Source organism: Deinococcus sp. JMULE3, assembly GCF_013337115.1.
GTDB lineage: Bacteria > Deinococcota > Deinococci > Deinococcales > Deinococcaceae > Deinococcus.
This window is the reverse complement of the sequence record NZ_SGWE01000004.1, coordinates 3238330-3256813: the sequence shown is the minus strand read 5'-3', so window position 1 is coordinate 3256813 and position 18484 is coordinate 3238330. Positions and strand designations below refer to the sequence as shown.

The following is an 18484-nucleotide window of genomic DNA, read 5'->3' as shown; positions in this document are numbered from 1 at the left end:
AAAAACTTTCAACCCGAGCGGAGCGAGCAGGAGCGAAACGGGTTCCGGGCGTGGAGTTGGCAACCCGGTGCTGTCCCGGGTTGTCAACGAAACAGACGGAATCCGTATGACCCATCCTCCGGATTGTGTGGAGGGTTACGTGAGCTTCACGGTACGCTCATGGGGTGGAGAAACCCGTTTCTGATCCTTCCGGCCCCTCGGCCAACCGCGCGCTGCTGGGCGGCATCGCGTTCAGTTTCCTGTTCACTGCCCTGATCTGGCTGCTCGGCCCGCGCCTGGAGGGTGTGCGGCTGCTGCCGGACCAGGGGGCCGCCTGGTACTACTGGAAGCTGCCGGAGGCGACCGTCTGGACGCGCCTGAGCGCGTGGCTGCCGTACCTGCTGCATCAGGTGATCATCTGGTGGCTGATCTACCGCGCGCAGGTGCAGCGGCCCGGGTACACGGGCGGCCTGCACTGGTTCAACGTGTGGGCGCTGGGCGTGAATGCCGCGTTCATCCTGTTGCACCTGATCCAGACGCACGTCTTCTACGACGGGCTGGCGCAGGACGTCAGCGTGTTCAGTTCGCAGGGCTCGGTCATCCTGCTGCTCGTCATGGTGATCCTGATGGAAAGCCGCCGCCGGGGCCTGCTGTTCGGCCGCAGCGCGGGCGTGCCCGACAGCGCCATCGGCGTGGTGAAGCGGTATCACGGGTACGTGTTCGCGTGGGCGACCATCTACACCTTCTGGTTCCATCCGACCGTGTCCACGCCGGGGCACCTGATCGGCTTCATCTACATGTTCCTGCTGCTGGTGCAGGGCAGCCTGTTCTTCACGCGGGCGCACCTGAACCGCGCGTGGACGACCAGCCTGGAGGTCGCGGTGCTCGTGCACGGCGCGCTCGTGGCGTACGGGCAGGGCAAGGGCCTGTGGCCGATGTTCGCGTTCGGGTTCGGCGCGATCTTCATCGCCACGCAGATGTACGGCCTGGGCTGGCCCCGCTGGGCGCGCTGGACCGCCATCGCCGCGTTCGTGGCGCTGGTGACGCTGGTGTACAGCGGGCGCGGCTGGGACAAGCTGAACGAGGTGATCCGCATCCCCGTCATCGAGTACGTGCTGGTGTTCATCCTGGCGTGGCTGATCGCGGGCGGGCACTGGCTGTGGCGCAGGCTGCGCCCGGCGGGAGCGACCAGCGCGGCCTGAGAGGCCGGTAGAAAGGGGGGCGGCGAGATGGTCAGCCACCCCCACGCCTTGCACCTCTCCAGTAGCGGGGCCTGCTAGCCTCGGGCGGATGACAGAGCAATGCGGTGAGTCGCAGACGAACCCGACCGGAGGTCGCAGCAACAGGCACGCTTTCGGCGCAGATGGACGGGATTCCGGTGGCGTTCCGGAATGCCGGGACTCGCAGCCGGTGCTTGCACTCCGCGTGCTGCTCGTTCCGCCGGATACCCGCCCGCCCACCCTGGACCTGCCCGTGCAGCTGGCCCGCATGACCGGCGCGGAGGTTCGGGTGCCCCCGGCGGCGGCGCTGCCGGACTTCTTCACGCCGGGCGACACCGGGGCGCTCGCGGCGTGGCTGCGGGCCGGGGCGGCGGACGCGGACGTACTGGTCGTGTGCCTGGAGACGCTGTGCCTGGGCGGGATGATCCCGGCGCGGCGGGTGTCGGACCCGCTGGCGGGGGCGCTGGAACGGCTGGCGATTCTGGCGGAGCTGAAGGCCGCGCATCCGGCGCTGCGGATCTATGCGTTCGGGGTGATCGTGCGGGTGGCGCACGACAACGACCCGCACGAGGAGAAGGCGTACTACGGCGAGTGGGGCCGCGAGTTGCGGGCGTACTCGGCGGCGTTCGACCGGCACGCGCGGCACGGCGAGTCGGACCGCGCGGCGCTGGACGCGGCCCGCGCGGCGGTTCCGGCGGACATCCTCGCGGACTGGGTGGGCACCCGCGAGCGGAACCGGGCGCTGCATCTGGCCGCGCTGGACCTGCTCGCGGGGGGGGTGCTGAGTCACCTGTGCCTCACGCTGGACGACACCACGCCGTACGGGCTGGCGGCCTTCGACCGGCGTCTGCTGGAGGCCCGTGCGGACGTGCTGGGCGTGTGGGACCGCCTGGACGTGTACCCCGGCGCGGACGAGGTGCCGTGCGCGCTGCTGGCCCGCGCGCTGCGCCCGGAGGAGGTGCCGGTGTGGGTGCGCTTCTGTGGGCTGGGCGGGGCGGGTGCGGAGCTGCTGTACGAGGATCGCCCGGCGGGGGAACTCGTGCGGGCGCACCTGCGCGCGGCGGGGTGCCGACTGGCGGACTCCGTGCAGGAGGCGGCGTTCGTGCTGGCGGTGAACACGCCGGGCACGCGGCAGGCGCACCGGCAGCCGGACTTCGCGACGGTGGACACGCCGCACCGGCACCTCCCGGCGTTCGTGGACGCGCTGCGCGCGGACCTGCGGGCCGGGCGGGCCGTGAGCGTGGCGGACATCGCGTACCCGAACGGCGCCGAGGCGCGGCTGTGGACGCTCATGGAGGGGCTGCCGCTGGCGAAACTGGCGGGGTTCAGCGCGTGGAACACGGCGGGGAACACGCTGGGGTCGGCGGTGGCGTTCGGGAAACTCGCGCCGCTCGTGACGGACCGCGCGGCGCACGCGGAGGCGCTGCTGGCCCGCATCGCGGACGACGTGCTGTACCAGGCCGAGGTCCGATCGCTGGTCCGCGAGCGGCTGGGCAACCCCAGTCCCTTCGATCTGGGCGAGCAGCGCGCGGACGCCGAGGCGGCCCTGCGTGAGCTGCTGCCCCCGCGCGTGCAGGCCGTGTGGGACGCGCACTTCGCGGGGCGCGGCCTGAGCCTGGAGCTGGGCGAGCCGCATCTGGCGTGGCCGCGCCTGTTCACGGGCGTGGTGCCATTAAAAGTGACCGAAGCGGTGTCCGGCGGATCGTGACGCCTGCATCAAACGGCTGATGTGCAACGGACAGACGCGCGGCACACTGGGGGCATGAACGCGCCTGCGCCCACCGTCCGCCCCCGGCCCGCCGCCCCTGTTCCCGCGTGGTCGGTGGCGGGCGGCCTGCTGGGCCTGGGGACGCTGGTGGCGTGGGCGTGGCTGCTGTTCGGCGTGGCGGGCGGCGTGGAGGTCGCCAACCAGTCCGGTCAGGTCCTGTCGGGCCTGCGCGTGTGTGGCCCGAGCGGGTGCGTGGAACGGGCGCGCCTGTGGCCGCATCAGTCGTGGCGGGTGCCGGTCGAGGGTCAGGCGACCGTGCAGGTGGGCGGGGCCGAGGTGGCCCTGGGGGCGCTGGACAACCAGTCGGCGCGCGTGGTGATCGGCGAGGGCGGCTCGGTCCACACGACCACCGAGTGATGCTTGTAGGGGCACGCGTCCGGCGGGACGCTACCCTGTCCGGGTGAAGTTCGCTGTCCTCTCGACCAGCCTCGACCCGGAAAGCCGCAGCGCGTGGCTGTGCGACCTTGCTGCCGCGCAGTTGCGGGCGCAGGGGCACGAGGTCACGCACCTCGACCTGCGCGCCACTCCACTGCCGCCCTTCGACAACGACCAGGGCCCGCAGGGCTGCTACGCGCATCCGCACGCCGGGGTGTACCACCGCGCGGTCCGTGAGGCGGACGGGGTGTTCCTGGGCGTGCCGGTGTACAACTGGGGCCTGGGGTCGGGCGTGAAGGCGCTGGTGGAACTGACCGGCAGCAGCGACGAGGCGCGCGGCCTGCACGGCGCGTGGTTCGACCGGCCCGTGACGTTCCTGGTGTCGGGCGGGCTGGATCACGGGTACCTGAGTCACGGGGCGTTCGCGTTCGGGCTGATGGTGGATTTCCGCTGCGTGGTGAACCCGCACTTCGTGTACGCGACGTCCGCGCACTGGGCCGCGCCGGGCGTGCCGGGCGAGTGGCTGCGCGGGCGACTCTCGCGGACGGTGGACCGGGGCGTGGACCTCTCGGCGCGCCTGCGGGGCCGCGACTACGCGAGCGTGTGGGAACTGTGACGGGGCGCGCGCCGCTGCTGCCGCCCACCGAGAAGCCCCGCGTGATCCTGGAGCACCCGGATTTCTACGTGGTGCACAAGCCCGCGCTGTGGCTGACGCATCCGGTGCGGGCGCGGGTGGACGTCCCGGACCTGCTGACGTTCATGCAGCGCGAGACGGGCGAGGCGGACCTGGCGCCCCCGCACCGCCTGGACCGCGAGACGAGCGGCGCGCAGGTCCTCTCGCGGGACCGGGAGGCGGCGGGGCGGTTCTTCACGCTGTTCAAGACGCATCTGGTCGGCAAGACGTACCTCGCGCTCGTGCACGGCTCGCCGGACTGGGAGCGGCGCACGCTGGACGCCCCGCTGGGCGACCTGGGCCTGGGCGGCGCGAACCGCATCGCCATCCGGCAGGGGGTCGTGCCGGACGGGCGGCCCGCCGTGACGGACTTCCGGGTGGTGGCCCGCCGCGCCGGGCACACCCTGATCGAGGCGTACCCACGTTCGGGGCGGCTGCATCAGATCCGCGCGCACCTCTCGCACCTGCGCCTGCCGATGGTCGGGGACAAGATCTACGGGCGGGACCCCGGCGTGTTCCTGCGCTTCATGGAGGAGGGCCAGACGCCGGAACTGACGGCGCGGCTGGGGCTGGCGCGGCAGGCGCTGCACGCGGCGCGCGTGGCGTTCCCGTGGGCCGGCGCGCAGGTGGTGGCCGAGGTGCCGCTCGCGCCGGACCTGCGGGCGTACTGGGACGCGCTACCGCCCGACGACATCTGAGCCCTGAAACGTGAGCGGCGCACGTATACTCGCCGGACGATGACCTCTGCCTCCACTTCACGCCCCCGGGTGAGTCCCTGGGTGCTGTCCGCGTTCTGGTTCGGTTCCGCCTTTCACTGGCTGCTGCTGCTGACGATCCTGATGCCCACGAACGTGGTGAGTTTCGTGGGCGAGGCGCAGAAAGGGACGTACCTGGGGGCGCTGACCGCCATCGGGGCGATCATCGCGCTGGTCGTGCCGCCACTGGTGGGCGCGCACAGTGACCGGACCGGGCGGCGCCTGCCGTACCTGAAGCTGGGTGTGGGCGTGAACCTCGCGGGTCTGGCGGTGATGGGCGTGGCGGTCGCGACGCTGGGCGGCATGACGGGCTTCTGGGTGTACCTGCTGGGGTTCCTGCTGGTGCAACTGGGGAACAATTACGCGACGGCGCCGTACTCGGCGTTGATTCCGCAACTGGTGCCGCCGGAACTGCGCGGGCGCTACAGCGGGATCATGGGGATGCTGCAGGCGACCGCGCAGCTGCTGGGCGCCGTGGCGGGCATCGCGATCGGGCAGCTGGGCCTGCCGCAGGTGGTGGGGTTCGTGCTGATCGCGCTGACGCTGGTCGTCCCGGCGGTCATCACGATGCGGGGCGTGCCGGAGGGGGACGCGCCGCCCGCCCGGACCGGGGAGAGCATGCCGTGGACGCAGCTGTTCACGTTCAAGCCGTTCCTGTGGGTGTTCATCACGCGGGTGCTGTTCGCGCTGGGGCAGTACAGCGTGCAGCCGTTCCTGCAGTACTACGCCGGGGACGTGCTGCGCCAGCGCAACGAGGTCCTGAGCAGTTCGCTGATGCTGGCGTGCATCATCGTGGCGAGCATCCTGTCGGCGGTGGTGGGCGGGCAGCTGAGTGACCGTGTCGGCCGCAAGCCCGTGATCTACGTGGCGGGGACGACCATGGCGGTGGCGGCGCTGCTGCTGCTGCTCGCGCCGAGTTTCGCGGTGGCGCTGGCGCTGTCGGTCGCGTTCGGGCTGGGCTTCGGGGCGTTCACGAGCGTGGACTGGGCGCTGGGCAGCGACGCCATGCCCAGCGAGAAGAGCTACGCGCGGGACATGGGCATCTGGCACGTGGCGTTCGTCGCGCCGCAGTTCGTGGGGCTGCCGCAGGGGCAGCTGCTCGACTGGGGGAACGCGCAGGGCGGAAACCTGGGGTACACGCTGGTGTTCGGGATCGCGGCGGCGTTCTTCCTGCTGGGTGTGATCCTGGTGCGGAACGTGCCGGACACCCGGAAAGCTGCGGCCTGACCGGAACAGAACTGGCCCCCACCCTCTGCGGAAGGTGGGGGCCGCTTCGTGTCGGTGGTCAGCCGACGTCGGTGATGATCGGGGAGCGGAAGTTGCTGTCCTCGGTGTACACCCAGCGGCGGCGGCTGAGCAGCGCGACGATCAGGCTGACGAGCGCCACGACGCCCATGCGGCCCATGAAGGTCCAGTACTGCCCCTCGAACGCGCCGAACATCGCGTGGCGCATCGCGTTGATGACGTCCGTGACGGGGATGACGTTGTGCAGCGTCTGGAAGAACGGGTTGCTGAGTTCCACGGGGTAGCTGCCGCCGCTCGCGGCGAGCTGCACGATCAGCAGCACCAGGGCCAGGATGCGCCCGGCGGGGCCGATCAGGAGGTTCAGCGCCAGGATGACCAGCAGGAAGGTCACGCTGCCCGCCAGGGTGGTCAGGATGACCTGTCCGGGGGTGGCGAACTGCACGCCCATCAGGCGCACGCCGATCACGACGATGATCGCCTGCCCCAGCACGATCAGCAGCGGCTGCGTGAGTTTGCGGGCCACGCGGGCGGCCTGCCGGGTCTGGCGGCCACTCTCGGGCAGCAGCAGGTACGGGAAGATGAAGGTGGTCATGGTGGCGCCCACCCACAGCGCCAGCGCGATGAAGTACGGCGCGAAGGCGTTGCCGTTGTTGGGAACGTCCGCGAAGTTGGTGGTGCGGACCTGCACGCTCTCGGCGAGGCCGGTGGGGTCGCCGCCCAGCTGCTCGATGCTGGCGGGGACCTTGTCGTGCAGTTCGTTCAGGCCGTCGGTGAGTTTCTGCGCGCCGTCCAGCAGGTCCCCGGCGCCGTTCTTGAGGGTGCGGGTGCCGTCTTCGAGGCTGCTGGCGCCGTCGGCGAGCTGCCGGGCGCTGCTGGCGAGGGTCTTCCCGCCACTGTCGAGGGTGTTCAGGTCTTTCTGCGCGGGGAGTTTCGCGGTGATCTGCCCCAGCGCGCCCTTGATCTTCTCGTTACCGTCGGCGAGGGTGTTGACCCCGGCCTGGAAGTCTTTCGCGCCGCTCGCGAGGGTCTGGGCGCCCTGCGCGGCCTTGCGGGTGTTGTCCGCGAGACTCCTGGCGCCGCTCTGGAGGCTCTGCGCGCCGCTCTGGACCTGTTTGCTGCCCTGCGCGAGCTGCTGCGCGCCGGTCACGGCCTTCTGCGCGCCGGCCTGGGCGCTGGCGGCGCCCTGCGCGAGCTTCTGCGCGCCGCTCTGCACCTGCGCGGCCCCGTCCTGCAGGCTCTTGCTGCCGCTGGTCAGGCCCGCCTGCAGCTTGTCGGCACCGGCCTGCAGCTGCGTGGCGCCGCTCTGGAGTTCGCCCAGGCCACTGACGAGCCCGGGGAGCTGCGTGGCGAGCTGCTGCGCGCCGCTGCTCGCGGTCTGCGCGGCCGTCTGCGCCTGCCCCAGGCCACCCGCGAGCTGCGTGGCGCCGGTCTGGAGGCTGGCCGCGCCGGTGGCGGCGGGGGTGCCTTTCACGGCGCCGCTGAGCTGCGTGGCGCCATCCGCGAGGGTCTCCGCGCCGGTCTGCAGCTGCCCGAGGCTGCTGCTCAGTTTCGGCAGTCCGGCGGCAAGTTGCCCAGCGCCGTCGGCGGCCTTCTGCGCCCCGCCCCTGGCCTGCCCGAGGCCCGCGCCGAGTTTCTGGGCTCCGGCCTGGAGCTGCGCGGCGCCGTCCACGGCGGGCTTCAGGCCGCTGACGACGCCGCTGCGCAGCTGCGCGGCCCCGCCGCTGAGCTGCTGGGCTCCCTTGTTCAGGTCGCCGAGGCCACCGGCCAGTTGCGGCAGTTGCGTGGCCAGCTGGGCGTTGCCGCCCGCGACCTGGGTGGCCCCGGCGTTCAGTTTCGCGGCGCCCGCGGCGAGCTGGTCGCCCCCGGCGGCGAGTTGGGTCAGGCCGCCGCTCAGGCTGGTCGCCCCGGCGGTGAGTGTCGCGGCGCCGTCGCGCAGGGGCTGCAGTTGCTGCCTGCCGGGGGAGGCCTGTTCCAGTTGTTTCAGGCCGCTGCTGAGCTGGGTGACGCCGCCGGTCAGGCGGGTGACGCCGCCGCTGAGGGTTCCGGCCCCGTCGGCCAGTTTGTCCGCGCCGCCTGCGAGTTTGCCCGCGCCGGTCTGGAGGTCGCCCGCACCGGTGTTCAGTGTGCGGGTGCCGTCGGTGAGGGTCTGGGCGCCGTCGGCGAGTTTGCGGGTGGCGTCACGGATATCGGCGAAGCCCTCCTGGACGTCCTGGAGGCTGGTCTGCACGACGTCCCAGCGGTTCTCGCCGAGTGTGGCGTTCAGTTCGGTGGCGATGGTGCCCGCGACGCGGTCGGCGACGGTGCTGGCGTAGTAGTTCAGGCCCGGCGCGCGGTACAGCTGCAGCAGGCCGTGCTGGGCGCTGCTGCCCGCGACGGCCTTCTGGCTGAAGTCGGCGGGGATGGTCAGGGCGAAGTAGACCTCGCCGTTGCGGACGGCCTGCTGGGCGGCCTGCACGCTGGGGTAGGTGCGGAAGTCCACCGGGGGGTCGTCCCGGAGTTCCTTGACGAGGTCCTGGCCGACGTTGATCTTCTCGCCGCGTGAGACGGTGCCCCGGTCGAGGTTCACGAGGGCGGCGGGCAGCTGGTTCAGGTTCCCGGCGGGGTCCCAGACGCTCATGAGGTACACGGCGACGTAGGTGATGGGGATGAACAGGAAGGCCAGCGCGGCGGCCCACATGATCGGGTAGCGCCACAGGCCGCGTTCGGTGGGCGTCAGGGCGCGGTAGCTGTCGCGCAGGGTGGGGCGGGGGGTGGGGGCTGGGTCATGGGCACCTCGGCAGGAGATCGTTTCTGACGTTCCGTCAACTGAGCGCAGTGTGCGCCACAACCGACACTCTGTCAAGTGACATTGTGTCAGCAATCTGCTAAACTGTGGACATGAGTGCCCCCGCCTCCCCCACCTCCCGGCGACGCCTGCCCTCCGCCGACCGGCGCCAGCAGATCCTGGGCGGCAGCGAAACCCTGTTCACCACCCTGGGCTTCGAGGCGGTCAGCATGGGCGACATCGCCGCGCACCTGAACATCTCGCGCCCGACCGTGTACGCCTACTTCACCTCGACCACCGACATCCTGGCCGAACTGCTCGACGTGCGCCTCAGCGAATTCGAGACCCGCCTCGCGCCGCTGCTGCGCGACCTGCACGCCCAGCCGCGCCCCTTCGCCGCCATCCTGGCGCAACTGATCCAGGAACGACCCCTGCTGACCCTGCTCCAGAGCGGCAGCGGCCCCGCCTTCAACGAACGCCGACTGGCGGTCTTCCACGACCTCGAAACCCGACTCCAGCACCACCTCACCCACCCGGCAGGCCGCGTGCGCACGCCGTACCTGCTGACCTGCCTGACCCTGCTGCTCCAGGCGACCGCGTCGCACGCCATCACCGCGAACCTCGCCCCGGCGCAGGTCGAGGCGCTGTCCGACACGCTGGACCGCTTCGTGCAGGCCGGACTCCAGGGGACGGCGCCCGACCGGTCATGAAACCCAAACATGAAGACCGAGCGTGAAGAAGCGCTTTACCCGCATGTGACACTCCTGTGAGGCCCGGCGGCGTACCATGACGTCACCAGCGCACAAATGAATACGCGGGCCGAGTGAAGTCCGCAGCGCGAGAGGCCGGACTCAGCAGAGCGAGGCCTCTCTTCCCGTGGTCCCGCCGCGCAGCCCACCTGCGCGCTTCTGTCGCCGGGCTCGCCGTCGCGGTCGTGGCGCAGCCTCTATCCTGGGCGCATGACGACCAGCATGGAAGGCCGCCGCGTCCTGATCACCGGCGCGACCGGCGGCATCGGCCTGATCACCGCCCGTGAACTCGTGACGCGCGGCGCGCACGTGACCATCGTGGGCCGCAACCCGGACAAGACCGCGCAGGTCGCCCGCGACATCGGCGCGCAGGCGACCCTGCTGGCCGACCTGAGCGAACTGTCGCAGGTCCGCCGGGCCGCGCAGGAGTTCACGGCGCGCGGGGGGGGCCTGGACGTCCTGATCAACAACGCCGGGGCGTTCTTCACCTCCCGGCAGGAGACGCGCGAGGGCACCGAGCAGACCTGGGCGCTGAACCACCTCTCGCCGTTCCTGCTGACCCGCGAACTGCTGCCACTGCTGCGCGCCGGGAGCGCCCCCAGGGTCGTGACGGTCGCGTCCGCCGCGCACATCATGGGCCGCCTGCGCCTGGACGACCTGGAATTCCGCCGCGGCTACGGCGGGTGGGCGGCGTACTCGCAGAGCAAACTGGCGAACATCCTGTTCGCGCGGGAACTCGCGCGGCGCGAGCCGGGCATTCAGAGCAACAGCCTGCACCCGGGCATGGTCGCCACGGGCTTCGCGCACAACAACGGCGGGTGGGTCAGCCGCGCGTACCGCATCGTGGACCGCTTCGCGATCACGCCGGAGCAGGGCGCGCAGACGACCATTCACCTCGCGGCGGACCCGGTGAACGTGACCGGCCGGTACTTCAGCGACTCGCGTGAGACGACACCCGCTCCGCAGGCACGTGACGACGGCGCGGCCCTGCGCCTGTGGGAACTGAGCGAGGGGGCGGTGAACGCGCACCTGCGCTGACCCCCCGGGCTGACCTCCCGGAATTTTGCACCGGGTTCAGTTTTGCGGGGGCGGCGCCTCCGACCCCACTACGCTGAACCCCTGATGACCACTCTTGCCTTCCTTGGCCTGGGCGCCATGGGCGACCCGATGGCCGCGCACCTCGCCACGCACGCCCGCGCGCACGGGCACCGCGTCCTGGTCTGGAACCGCACCCCCGCCAGGGCCCAGGCACACGCCGACACGCACGGCACGCACCCCGCCACCCTGGCCGAGGCCGCGGCGGCCGACGTGATCTTCACCTGCCTACCCACCAGCGCCGAGGTGGACGAGGTCATGCACCAGATGCGCCCCCACCTGCGCCCCGGCGCGACCTGGGTGGACTGCACGAGCGGCCACCCGGACGCCGCCACCCGGCAGGCCGCCGAACTGGCCGCGCACGGCGTCACCTTCCTGGACGCCCCGGTCAGCGGCGGCACGATCGGCGCGCAGCAGGGCCGCCTGACCGTCATGGTGGGCGGGGACGCCGCCGCGCTGGACACCGTGCGGCCCCACCTCGCCTTCGCGGGCAAGGTCGTGCACGTCGGCGGGACCGGAGCGGGCTTCGCGGTGAAGGCCGTGAACAACGCCCTGCTGGGCGTGACCCTCTGGGCGACCGGTGAGGGCCTGGCCGTGCTGGGCCGCGCCGGCGTGAACCTGGGCGCGGCGCTGGACGTCATCAACGCCAGCAGCGGCCGCAGCAACGCCAGCGAGAACCTGATCCCGCAGCGCGTCCTGACCCGCGAGTTCCCCGCCACGTTCGCGCTGGGCCTGCTCGCCAAGGACGCCGGGATCGCCGTAGACCTCACGCAGGGCGTGCAGGGCAGCGCCCCAGTGCTCGCGCAGGTCGCCGCCCTTCTGCGCGCCGCGCAGCACGCCGTCGGCCCCGCCGAGGACCACACCGCCGCCCTGAAACTGATCGAGGCGATGAACGCCCAGGAGATCCGATGACCACCCCCCGCTTCGGCGTCGTCACTGACGGCGGCCTCGACGTCTACCCCACCCTGCATGGTGAGGTGCCGGTCGCGCCGTTCGCCGTGAACTTCGGCAGCACCACCTACCGCATGACCGAGATCACCCGCGAGGAACTGTACCGCGAACTGCAGACCAACCCCGTGCACCCCACCAGCGCCCAGCCCACCCCGCAGGACTGGATGACCGCCATGCAGGCCCCCGGTACGCCCGAGGTGCTGGCCGTGACCACCAGCGCCGCCCTGAGCGGCAGCCACAACTCCGCCGATCAGGCCCGGCAACTCCTGGAGCAGGGTGGGCCGCAGGTGACGCTGCACGACAGCGGCACCATCAGTGCCGCGCAGGCGTTCCAGGTCCACGCAGCCGTCACCGCCGCGCAGCGCGGTCTGAGCCTCGCGGAGGCCCGCGAGTGGCTGCGCGCCGTGCACGCCGAGACGGAACTGTACTTCACCATCGAGACCCTGGAGTACCTGCGCCGCGGCGGCCGGATCGGGCGCGTGCAGGCGGCCGTGGGCGGCCTGCTGAACCTCAAACCCGTCGTGACGGTGGACAAGGCGGCCGGGACGTACACGAACGCCGCGCGGGCCCGCTCGTACCGCGGCGCGATCCAGGCGCTGACCGAGCAGGTCACCCGCCGCTTCGGCGAGGGCACCCCGCTGCGCGTGGGCCTGCTGTACGGCGATCACCCCGAGGACGCCGACACGGCCCTGACGCAGCTCGCGGCGCGCCACCCCATCGTGTGGTCCGACCGGACCGGCGTGAACCCGGTCCTGAGTGTCCACGTCGGCCCGCGCGCCCTGGGACTGGCCGCCGCGCCCGGCGCGTGGCCCTGGGACCGCTGACCTCCCGGCGGCGATGCCCTGCGCTGACAAACGGGATGACCGTGACCTGCCTCCGACATGAGCGCGTTCCGTTGTCCCCTCTCCCTGCATCGGACCCGCAGAGCTGTGGAGAGAAGCAACGGCAGGGTGAGGGGTCAACCCCGGTCATCCGGCCGCGCCGGGGCGCGTTCAGGCGTGGCAGACCTGCACGGTGAACACGGTGGGTTCCAGCGCCGGGCCGCTGCGCAGTCGCGCGTCTGTGCCCGGAGCCTGCGGGCCGCTCCAGACGTTCAGGGTGGCGTCCACGCACGCGGCCCCGGCGTGGTCCGCCAGGGGACTGCGGGGCGTCACGAGGACCGGGGTGCTGCCGGGGTCCAGGGTGGCCGTCTGGCGCGGGTTGCTGCGGGCGACCTCGCTGCCGCGCCCGTCCAGCAGGCGCAGCGTGCCGGTGGCGACGGCCGGGCCGGGCAGGGTGGACTGGAAGGTCGCGCGGGCCTGGACCTCCGCCCCGTCACGGACGAGCTGCACGGTGACACTGACCTGCCCGGCGATCTCGCCGCCGGGTGTGCGGGCGTCGCGGGTGACGGTGCGGGTGGCCAGCACACCCCCGGTGGCGGGGGCAGTGGCGGCCGCGCCACTGGACGCTGTCTGGTTTGACGGTGCCGGGCTGGGCATGGCGGCCCCGGCGGCGGCCAGTACGCTCAGGGCGGCGGCCAGTCCGGCGCAGAGCAGCGCGGTCCGGCGGGCGGGCCGTGGGCGGTCCGGGCCGTTCATCAGTCGCCCGCCTGCGGCAGGGGCTCGCGGGTGGGGGCGGCGCCGGGCAGGCGCAGGCCCACGCGGGGCAGTTTGTTCCACTGGACGTTCCGGCGGCGCAGGAACGTCACGCAGGTCATGACGACGACCAGCGACACGAAGGGCCGCAGGAACAGCCGCTGGGTGGGGGTAATCAGCAGGGGCCGCAGGGACTGGCGGCCCAGCAGCAGGGCGGCGGCGGCCACGGCGACGTCCGCGCCGACGTTCAGCAGCAGGGGCAGCAGCGCGTCGTTCATGTGCTGCGTCAGCAGGGCCAGCGCGGCGAGGTCGAAGATGGGCCCCGCGCCGCCCAGGGTCAGGCCGTAGACCAGCACGTACGGCAGGGTCAGCCAGCCCAGGCGGCCGCCCCTGGGGTTCATGATCAGGTGGCGGTACTTGCCCATGACCTGGAAGGTGCCGTACATCCAGCGCATCCGCTGGCGCCACAGGCTGCGCAGGTCCACGGGCGGTTCGGTGTAGCTCAGGGCGCCGGGTTCGAAGCGCACCTCGTAACCTTCGGCGGCGATGGCGACGGTCAGGTCCATGTCCTCGGTGATGGTGTCGTGGCTGTAGCGCAGGCGGCGGATCAGGTCGCTGCGGAACGCCCCGGCGGCGCCGGGCACGACACTGACGGCGCCGAGCATGTCCTGCGCGCGCTTTTCCATCTGCTGGCCGACGCTGTATTCCAGGTTCTGCATCTGCGTCAGGGACGTGACCGGCCCGGCGACGCGCACGTCCCCGGCGACCGCGCCCACGCGTGGGTCGTGGAAGTGCCGGGCCAGGGCCGCCAGCGTGCCGGGCGCCAGTGCGGAGTCGGCGTCCACGCTGACCGCGACCGGGTAGGTCAGGTGGTCCGCGGCGAGGTTCAGGGCGCTGGCCTTTCCGCCGTTGGGTTTGCGCAGCACCGTGACGCGCGGGTCGCTGCGGGCGAAGTCCTCGGCAATGGCGGCGGTGGCGTCGGTCGAGCCGTCGTCCACGACGAGCACCTGCAATGCGGGGCCCTGCTGGGCCAGCACGGAGCGCAGGGTGTCGGCGATGCCGACCTCCTCGTTGTACGCGGCGATCATGACGCTCACGCCGGGCAGCGGGGTGCCGTGGGCGCGGGCGCGTCGGCGGGCGGCGGTGCGGGCGTGTGCGAACGCCAGCGTGACCGTCAGGACGGCCTTGAGGAGCAGCAGGGTGACGATGATGAGCAGCACCCATCCCAGCGTGGTGGATGGCAAAGAAACAGCAATAGACATGGTGAGGCCTCCCTCGGGGCGGTCTCACCACTGGCTCCACTCGTCTCATGAGGTGACCGATTCGAAGACGAGTATCGTTGCCTCCCGGCATTGTGTGGGGTGGGTCGGGGTCCGGGGACCCTCGGCCATACCCTACGCATCACACGTTAATCGCCCGTTACTGACGGGCCATGAACGCGGCGTTTGGGGCGTACTGGTTCAATGTTAAGCCGACCTACAGTCAGCGGGGGGCCAGTCGGGGGCATCGGTGCAGCCCGTCCAGAACGCTGCCATCATGCGCCTTGCATGCCTGCCGTCACCCCGCCTTCCCATCAATCGGCCCGCCGCGCACCCCGCCGCACACGCGCCCTTCATGAGTGGATTCTGACAGCGGCCCTGTGCGGCCTGACCGGCCTGCCGACCGCCCACGCCGCGCCCCTGCCCTCCTGCGGGGTGTTCGGGCTGACGGTGGACAGCCCCGCCGTACTGGACGCCCTGGAACGCAAACTGGGCTGCCGCTTCGGTGCGGTCCGCTGGTTCCAGGACTGGAACACACCGTTCAACCAGGCGTACGCCCGCACCCTGAGTGCTCAGGGCCGCGAACTGGAACTGTCCTGGCAGCCCCGCGTGCGCGCCGCGTCCGGCGTGCGGGGCGTGCCGTACCGCGACATTGCCGCCGGACGGCACGACGCGTACCTGCGGCAGTTCGCGCGCGACCTCCGGCGGGGCGGCGTGACGGTCCGCGTGACCTTCGCCCCGGAGATGAACGGCAACTGGGGCACGTACCAGCTGACCCGCAGCAACACCCCCGCCGATTTCGTACGGGCGTGGCGGCGGATCGTGAACGTGTTCCGGGCCGAGAAGGCCCCGGTGCGCTGGGTGTGGACACCGAACATCCTGTACCCCGGCATGCCCAGCTCCTACCGGGCGCTGTACCCGGGCGGCGAGTGGGTGCACGAGGTCGGCCTGGACGGGTACAACTGGGGCACCACCAACCCCTGGAACCGCTGGCTGAGTTTCCGCGACACCTTCGCCGCGTCGTACCGGCAACTGAAGCTCGTGGCGGGCGACAAGCCCGTGCAGCTGGGCGAACTGGCCAGCGTGGAGCAGGGCGGCAGCAAGGCCGCGTGGATCCGGGACATGTGTGCGGCCCTGCCGGGTTTCGGGCAGATCCGCCGGGCGTTCTGGTTCCACCTGAAAGACGGCCGGGTGGACTGGCGCATCACGACCAGCGAGGCGTCCCTGGACGCGTTCCGCCGCTGCGTCCGCACGCGCCGCTGAGGAGCCCCCGACCGCCCCGGCGGCGTACCCCCGGATGGGTGGAATGCCGTCCTGCGCAGCCCGGACCGGCATTCATGTAAGAGGTTTGAAGGAGACGGCAGGAGACACTCACAGCGCAGTCGAGCATCCCGATGCTCAGGGCAAACCCGCCGCGAGGCGGGGACGCAAAGCCACGGAACCCCCAGGGTCAGCCGGGCCACCAGAGGGAGACGCCACATGACCATCCACCGAACCGCCGCCGCCGCCCTGCTGGGCCTGTGGCTCACCGCGTGCAACGACCTGTCCACCCCGCAGGCCACCGCAACCACCCTGCGCCCCGCCGCCGCCACCTGGACCGAAACCTTCGACACGCTGGACAGCGCCCGCTGGATCCGCTCCAGCTGGCCCGGCTTCTGGCAGGCGCCCGGCCTGACCGGCGGGTTCGACCCGTCCCTGGCCAGCGTGAAGGGCGGCCACCTGCTGCTCACCCTGAACGTGCAGGCCTGCGCGACCGGCCTGTGCGCCCGCGCCGCCGAGATCCAGAGCGCCCAGACCTTCGGCTTCGGGCGGTACACCTACCGCTTCCGCGCCGCCAGCACCAGCGCCAACCCCTCCCGCAGCGGCAAGGTCCAGAGCGGGAACATCAGCGGCGCGTTCAGCTACGTGAACGACAGCGCCACCGAGATCGACCTGGAAATCGAGGGGAACCGCCCTAGGACCCTGAACGCCGCCGTGTGGAACACCGTGAACAACAAGAGCTACAGCGTGCTGCCCACCGGCGTCACCTTCGGGCAGAGCTTCCAGACCCTGACGTACGAGTGGCGCCCCGACCGCGTCACGTACTTCCTGAACGGCACGAAAGTCTGGGAGACCACGCAGAACGTCCCGCAGCAGGCCGCACACATCATGCTGAACGTCTGGCCCACCAACAGCGCCGCGTGGGGCGGCACCGCCACGACCGGCACCGTGCACATGCTGGTGGACGAAATCCGTTTCGAGGCGTTCTGACCTGCCCGCGCCAGGAGACGTTCAGTGAATGAACCGATCTGATACGGGATTCAAGTGATTCCAAAACATTCGGAGTCGCCCGGTGGCCCCCTCACCCTTCCGTCGCTTCGCTCCTCCCTCCCTCTCCCACAGGGGGAGAGGGGACAACGGAAGGCAATCACGTTGGAAGCAAGTCAATTTCATCCCGTATGACTGGTGCTCCTGCGCGGCCCCACCCTGACCTGGGTGGGGCCGCCGCATGTGGCATGCATTTTCGACCCCGACCTGTGGCCGCCCGGAGGCAGCCCCCTCCTGCCCAGTCGGGTCAGGCCGGGAAGGGCAGCGTGCCGGCCGCCGCGAGGTCGCCGCCGAGCCAGCGCAGCGCGGCGCGGCGCGCTTCGGGCTGGAAGCCGTACGTGACCAGCGCGGGGGCGTTCACGTCCAGCGCGGCGTAGGGGTTGTACAGCGCGAGGTGCAGGTCCGGGCGGACGCCGCGCAGCGCGGCGTGCCGGTGGCGGGCGGTGGTGGCGAGGATCACCGGGAGGCCGTGGGCACGCAGGGCGTCCCAGTCGAGTTCAGCCGGGTCGTCGAAAGCGTGCAGCTGCACGTCGTACACGCCGCGCAGGTCATCGGCGAGGGTCTGGGCGTCCACGCTGGCCTCGCTGACGTTCTCGCGGGGAACTTTCGCCTGCGCGACCAGCAGGACGCGTGAACCGGGGGGCGGGGCGACCGGGTCGCGGTAGGCGCTCAGGCCGCGTGCCCAGGCGCCCTCCAGCAGCGCCGCGTCCGCCTGCGGGTCCAGGGTGTCGTCGGCCTGCGCGGGGTAGCGGGCGGCCAGGGTCTCCAGTCGGCGCACGCTGGCCTGCATCTGCGTGGCGTCCAGCGTGCCGCTGTCGAGGGCGGCCTGGATGGCGTCCAGGGTGGCCTCCTGCGCCTCGCGGCGGCCGAGGGCCATGACCAGGTCCGCGCCTGCCTGGAGGGCCATCACCCCGGCCTCGCCGCGCCCGTAGTGGTCGTCGATGGCCTTCATGCCCATGGAGTCCGTGACGATCACCCCGTCATAGGCCCACGCCTCGCGCAGCAGGCCGGTCAGCACCGCGCGGGACAGTGTGGCGGGCCGCGCGGGGTCCAGCGCCGGGTAGATGATGTGCGCGGTCATCACGGCGGGCGTGACGGGCAGCAGGTCGCGGAACGGTGCGAACTCCCCGGCCTCCAGTTCGTTCCTGGGTTTGTCCACGCGGGGCAGCGCAAGGTGGCTGTCCAGGCTGGTGTCCCCGTGGCCGGGGAAATGTTTGACGCACGCGGCGACGCCCGCCCGGTCGTGCCCGGACAGCGCCGCGCGGCCCATGCGGGTGACCAGTTCCACGTCGGCGCCGAAGGCCCGCTCGCCGATCACGGGGTTGGCGGGGTTCACGTTCACGTCCAGCACGGGCGCGAAGTTCCAGTTGATGCCCACGCGGCGCAGCTGCCGTGCCAGGGCGGCATTCACGTCCGCCGTGAGCGTCTCGTCGCCCGCGGCCCCCTGACTCATGGCGCTGGGGGCATGCGGCCAGAAGGTGGGGCGCAGGATCGCGCCGCCCTCGTGGTCCAGGGCGATCAGGGCGTGCTCGCCCATCACGGCCCGCAGGTCGGCGCACAGCGCCGACAGTTGCGCCTCGGACTCCACGTTCTTGCGGAACAGGCACACGCTGCGGATGCCGTGGCGGCGCAGGTACGCGGCGGTGTCGTCGTCCAGGGTGGGGCCGGGGATGTCCACCATCACCAGCGCGCCGCTGGACAGGGGGCCGTTCGGGGTTGGGCTCACGCCGCCCAGCCTACGCCAGCGCCTGCCCGGACGCGCGCGGAGGT

Annotated in this window: 16 protein-coding genes and 2 riboswitches; of the genes, 12 read left to right on the top strand and 4 right to left on the bottom strand. The window is 71.7% G+C overall.

The window, feature by feature from the left end:
* Positions 1-164: 164 nt before the first annotated feature.
* From EXW95_RS18775 to EXW95_RS18750, 6 genes are all read left to right on the top strand, one after another.
* Positions 165-1181 (top strand): hypothetical protein, encoded by a 1017-nt coding sequence (locus EXW95_RS18775; protein WP_174368755.1) that lies wholly within the window; start codon positions 165-167, stop codon positions 1179-1181.
* A 223-nt stretch (positions 1182-1404) separates the two neighbouring features.
* A complete protein-coding gene (locus tag EXW95_RS18770; RefSeq protein WP_371810168.1) occupies positions 1405-2907 on the top strand; it encodes a DUF4127 family protein in 1503 nt (500 codons plus the stop codon).
* 54 nt (positions 2908-2961) lie between these two features.
* On the top strand, positions 2962-3324 hold the full coding sequence (locus tag EXW95_RS18765) for a hypothetical protein (protein WP_174368753.1): 363 nt from the start codon (positions 2962-2964) through the stop codon (positions 3322-3324).
* A gap of 43 nt (positions 3325-3367) precedes the next feature.
* The gene (locus tag EXW95_RS18760; RefSeq protein WP_174368752.1) at positions 3368-3958 is read left to right on the top strand and encodes an NADPH-dependent FMN reductase; all 591 of its coding nucleotides are present in this window, start codon (positions 3368-3370) and stop codon (positions 3956-3958) included.
* Entirely contained in the window at positions 3955-4713 is a 759-nt protein-coding gene (locus tag EXW95_RS18755) for an RluA family pseudouridine synthase (protein ID WP_174368751.1), read from the top strand. The genes EXW95_RS18760 and EXW95_RS18755 overlap by 4 nt, the downstream gene beginning before the upstream one ends.
* A gap of 39 nt (positions 4714-4752) precedes the next feature.
* Positions 4753-5997 carry an MFS transporter gene (locus tag EXW95_RS18750; protein ID WP_058976460.1) on the top strand — a complete coding sequence of 415 codons (1245 nt, stop codon included), beginning with the start codon at positions 4753-4755 and terminating at the stop codon, positions 5995-5997.
* A gap of 58 nt (positions 5998-6055) precedes the next feature.
* Here EXW95_RS18750 and EXW95_RS18745 read toward each other — a convergent pair whose 3' ends face one another.
* Positions 6056-8842 (bottom strand): YhgE/Pip domain-containing protein, encoded by a 2787-nt coding sequence (locus EXW95_RS18745; protein ID WP_254605677.1) that lies wholly within the window; start codon positions 8840-8842, stop codon positions 6056-6058.
* Positions 8843-8892: 50 nt separating this feature from the next.
* Here EXW95_RS18745 and EXW95_RS18740 point away from each other — a divergent pair, with 50 nt between their 5' ends.
* From EXW95_RS18740 to EXW95_RS18725, 4 genes are all read left to right on the top strand, one after another.
* Positions 8893-9489: a TetR/AcrR family transcriptional regulator gene (locus tag EXW95_RS18740; protein WP_174368750.1), complete on the top strand. Its 597-nt coding sequence runs from the start codon at positions 8893-8895 to the stop codon at positions 9487-9489.
* Between the two features lie 249 nt (positions 9490-9738).
* Positions 9739-10566, top strand: a complete 828-nt coding sequence (locus EXW95_RS18735; RefSeq protein WP_174368749.1) for an SDR family oxidoreductase — start codon at positions 9739-9741, stop codon at positions 10564-10566.
* An 84-nt stretch (positions 10567-10650) separates the two neighbouring features.
* Complete coding sequence (locus tag EXW95_RS18730; protein WP_174368748.1) at positions 10651-11535, top strand: NAD(P)-dependent oxidoreductase; 885 nt, start codon at positions 10651-10653, stop codon at positions 11533-11535.
* A complete protein-coding gene (locus tag EXW95_RS18725; protein WP_174368747.1) occupies positions 11532-12398 on the top strand; it encodes a DegV family protein in 867 nt (288 codons plus the stop codon). The genes EXW95_RS18730 and EXW95_RS18725 overlap by 4 nt, the downstream gene beginning before the upstream one ends.
* Positions 12399-12566: 168 nt before the next feature.
* On the opposite strand, the gene EXW95_RS18720 is transcribed toward EXW95_RS18725, so the two are convergent.
* Both EXW95_RS18720 and EXW95_RS18715 read right to left on the bottom strand, forming a co-directional pair.
* Positions 12567-13151 (bottom strand): hypothetical protein, encoded by a 585-nt coding sequence (locus tag EXW95_RS18720; protein ID WP_174368746.1) that lies wholly within the window; start codon positions 13149-13151, stop codon positions 12567-12569.
* Positions 13151-14368 carry a glycosyltransferase family 2 protein gene (locus EXW95_RS18715; protein WP_371810167.1) on the bottom strand — a complete coding sequence of 406 codons (1218 nt, stop codon included), beginning with the start codon at positions 14366-14368 and terminating at the stop codon, positions 13151-13153. The genes EXW95_RS18720 and EXW95_RS18715 overlap by 1 nt, the downstream gene beginning before the upstream one ends.
* A gap of 49 nt (positions 14369-14417) precedes the next feature.
* Positions 14418-14504: riboswitch (cyclic di-GMP riboswitch) on the bottom strand.
* 191 nt (positions 14505-14695) lie between these two features.
* Between EXW95_RS18715 and EXW95_RS18710 the strand changes: the two genes are divergently transcribed.
* Positions 14696-15670 (top strand): glycoside hydrolase family 26 protein, encoded by a 975-nt coding sequence (locus EXW95_RS18710; RefSeq protein WP_174368745.1) that lies wholly within the window; start codon positions 14696-14698, stop codon positions 15668-15670.
* Between the two features lie 129 nt (positions 15671-15799).
* Positions 15800-15874: riboswitch (cyclic di-GMP riboswitch) on the top strand.
* A gap of 12 nt (positions 15875-15886) precedes the next feature.
* A complete protein-coding gene (locus EXW95_RS18705; protein WP_174368744.1) occupies positions 15887-16657 on the top strand; it encodes a glycoside hydrolase family 16 protein in 771 nt (256 codons plus the stop codon).
* Positions 16658-16961: 304 nt separating this feature from the next.
* On the opposite strand, the gene nagZ is transcribed toward EXW95_RS18705, so the two are convergent.
* Positions 16962-18440: a beta-N-acetylhexosaminidase gene (gene nagZ, locus EXW95_RS18700; protein WP_371810166.1), complete on the bottom strand. Its 1479-nt coding sequence runs from the start codon at positions 18438-18440 to the stop codon at positions 16962-16964.
* Between the last annotated feature and the right edge of the window lie 44 nt (positions 18441-18484).

Bases quoted from the DNA above. Each gene is read 5' to 3' on its own strand.
- EXW95_RS18740 (WP_174368750.1), top strand. From the start codon at position 8,893: ATGAGTGCCCCCGCCTCCCCCACCTCCCGGCGACGCCTGCCCTCCGCC.
- EXW95_RS18720 (WP_174368746.1), bottom strand. From the start codon at position 13,151: ATGAACGGCCCGGACCGCCCACGGCCCGCCCGCCGGACCGCGCTGCTC.
- EXW95_RS18710 (WP_174368745.1), top strand. From the start codon at position 14,696: ATGCCTGCCGTCACCCCGCCTTCCCATCAATCGGCCCGCCGCGCACCC.
- EXW95_RS18730 (WP_174368748.1), top strand. From the start codon at position 10,651: ATGACCACTCTTGCCTTCCTTGGCCTGGGCGCCATGGGCGACCCGATG.
- EXW95_RS18705 (WP_174368744.1), top strand. From the start codon at position 15,887: ATGACCATCCACCGAACCGCCGCCGCCGCCCTGCTGGGCCTGTGGCTC.
- EXW95_RS18765 (WP_174368753.1), top strand. From the start codon at position 2,962: ATGAACGCGCCTGCGCCCACCGTCCGCCCCCGGCCCGCCGCCCCTGTT.
- EXW95_RS18750 (WP_058976460.1), top strand. From the start codon at position 4,753: ATGACCTCTGCCTCCACTTCACGCCCCCGGGTGAGTCCCTGGGTGCTG.
- EXW95_RS18735 (WP_174368749.1), top strand. From the start codon at position 9,739: ATGACGACCAGCATGGAAGGCCGCCGCGTCCTGATCACCGGCGCGACC.
- EXW95_RS18725 (WP_174368747.1), top strand. From the start codon at position 11,532: ATGACCACCCCCCGCTTCGGCGTCGTCACTGACGGCGGCCTCGACGTC.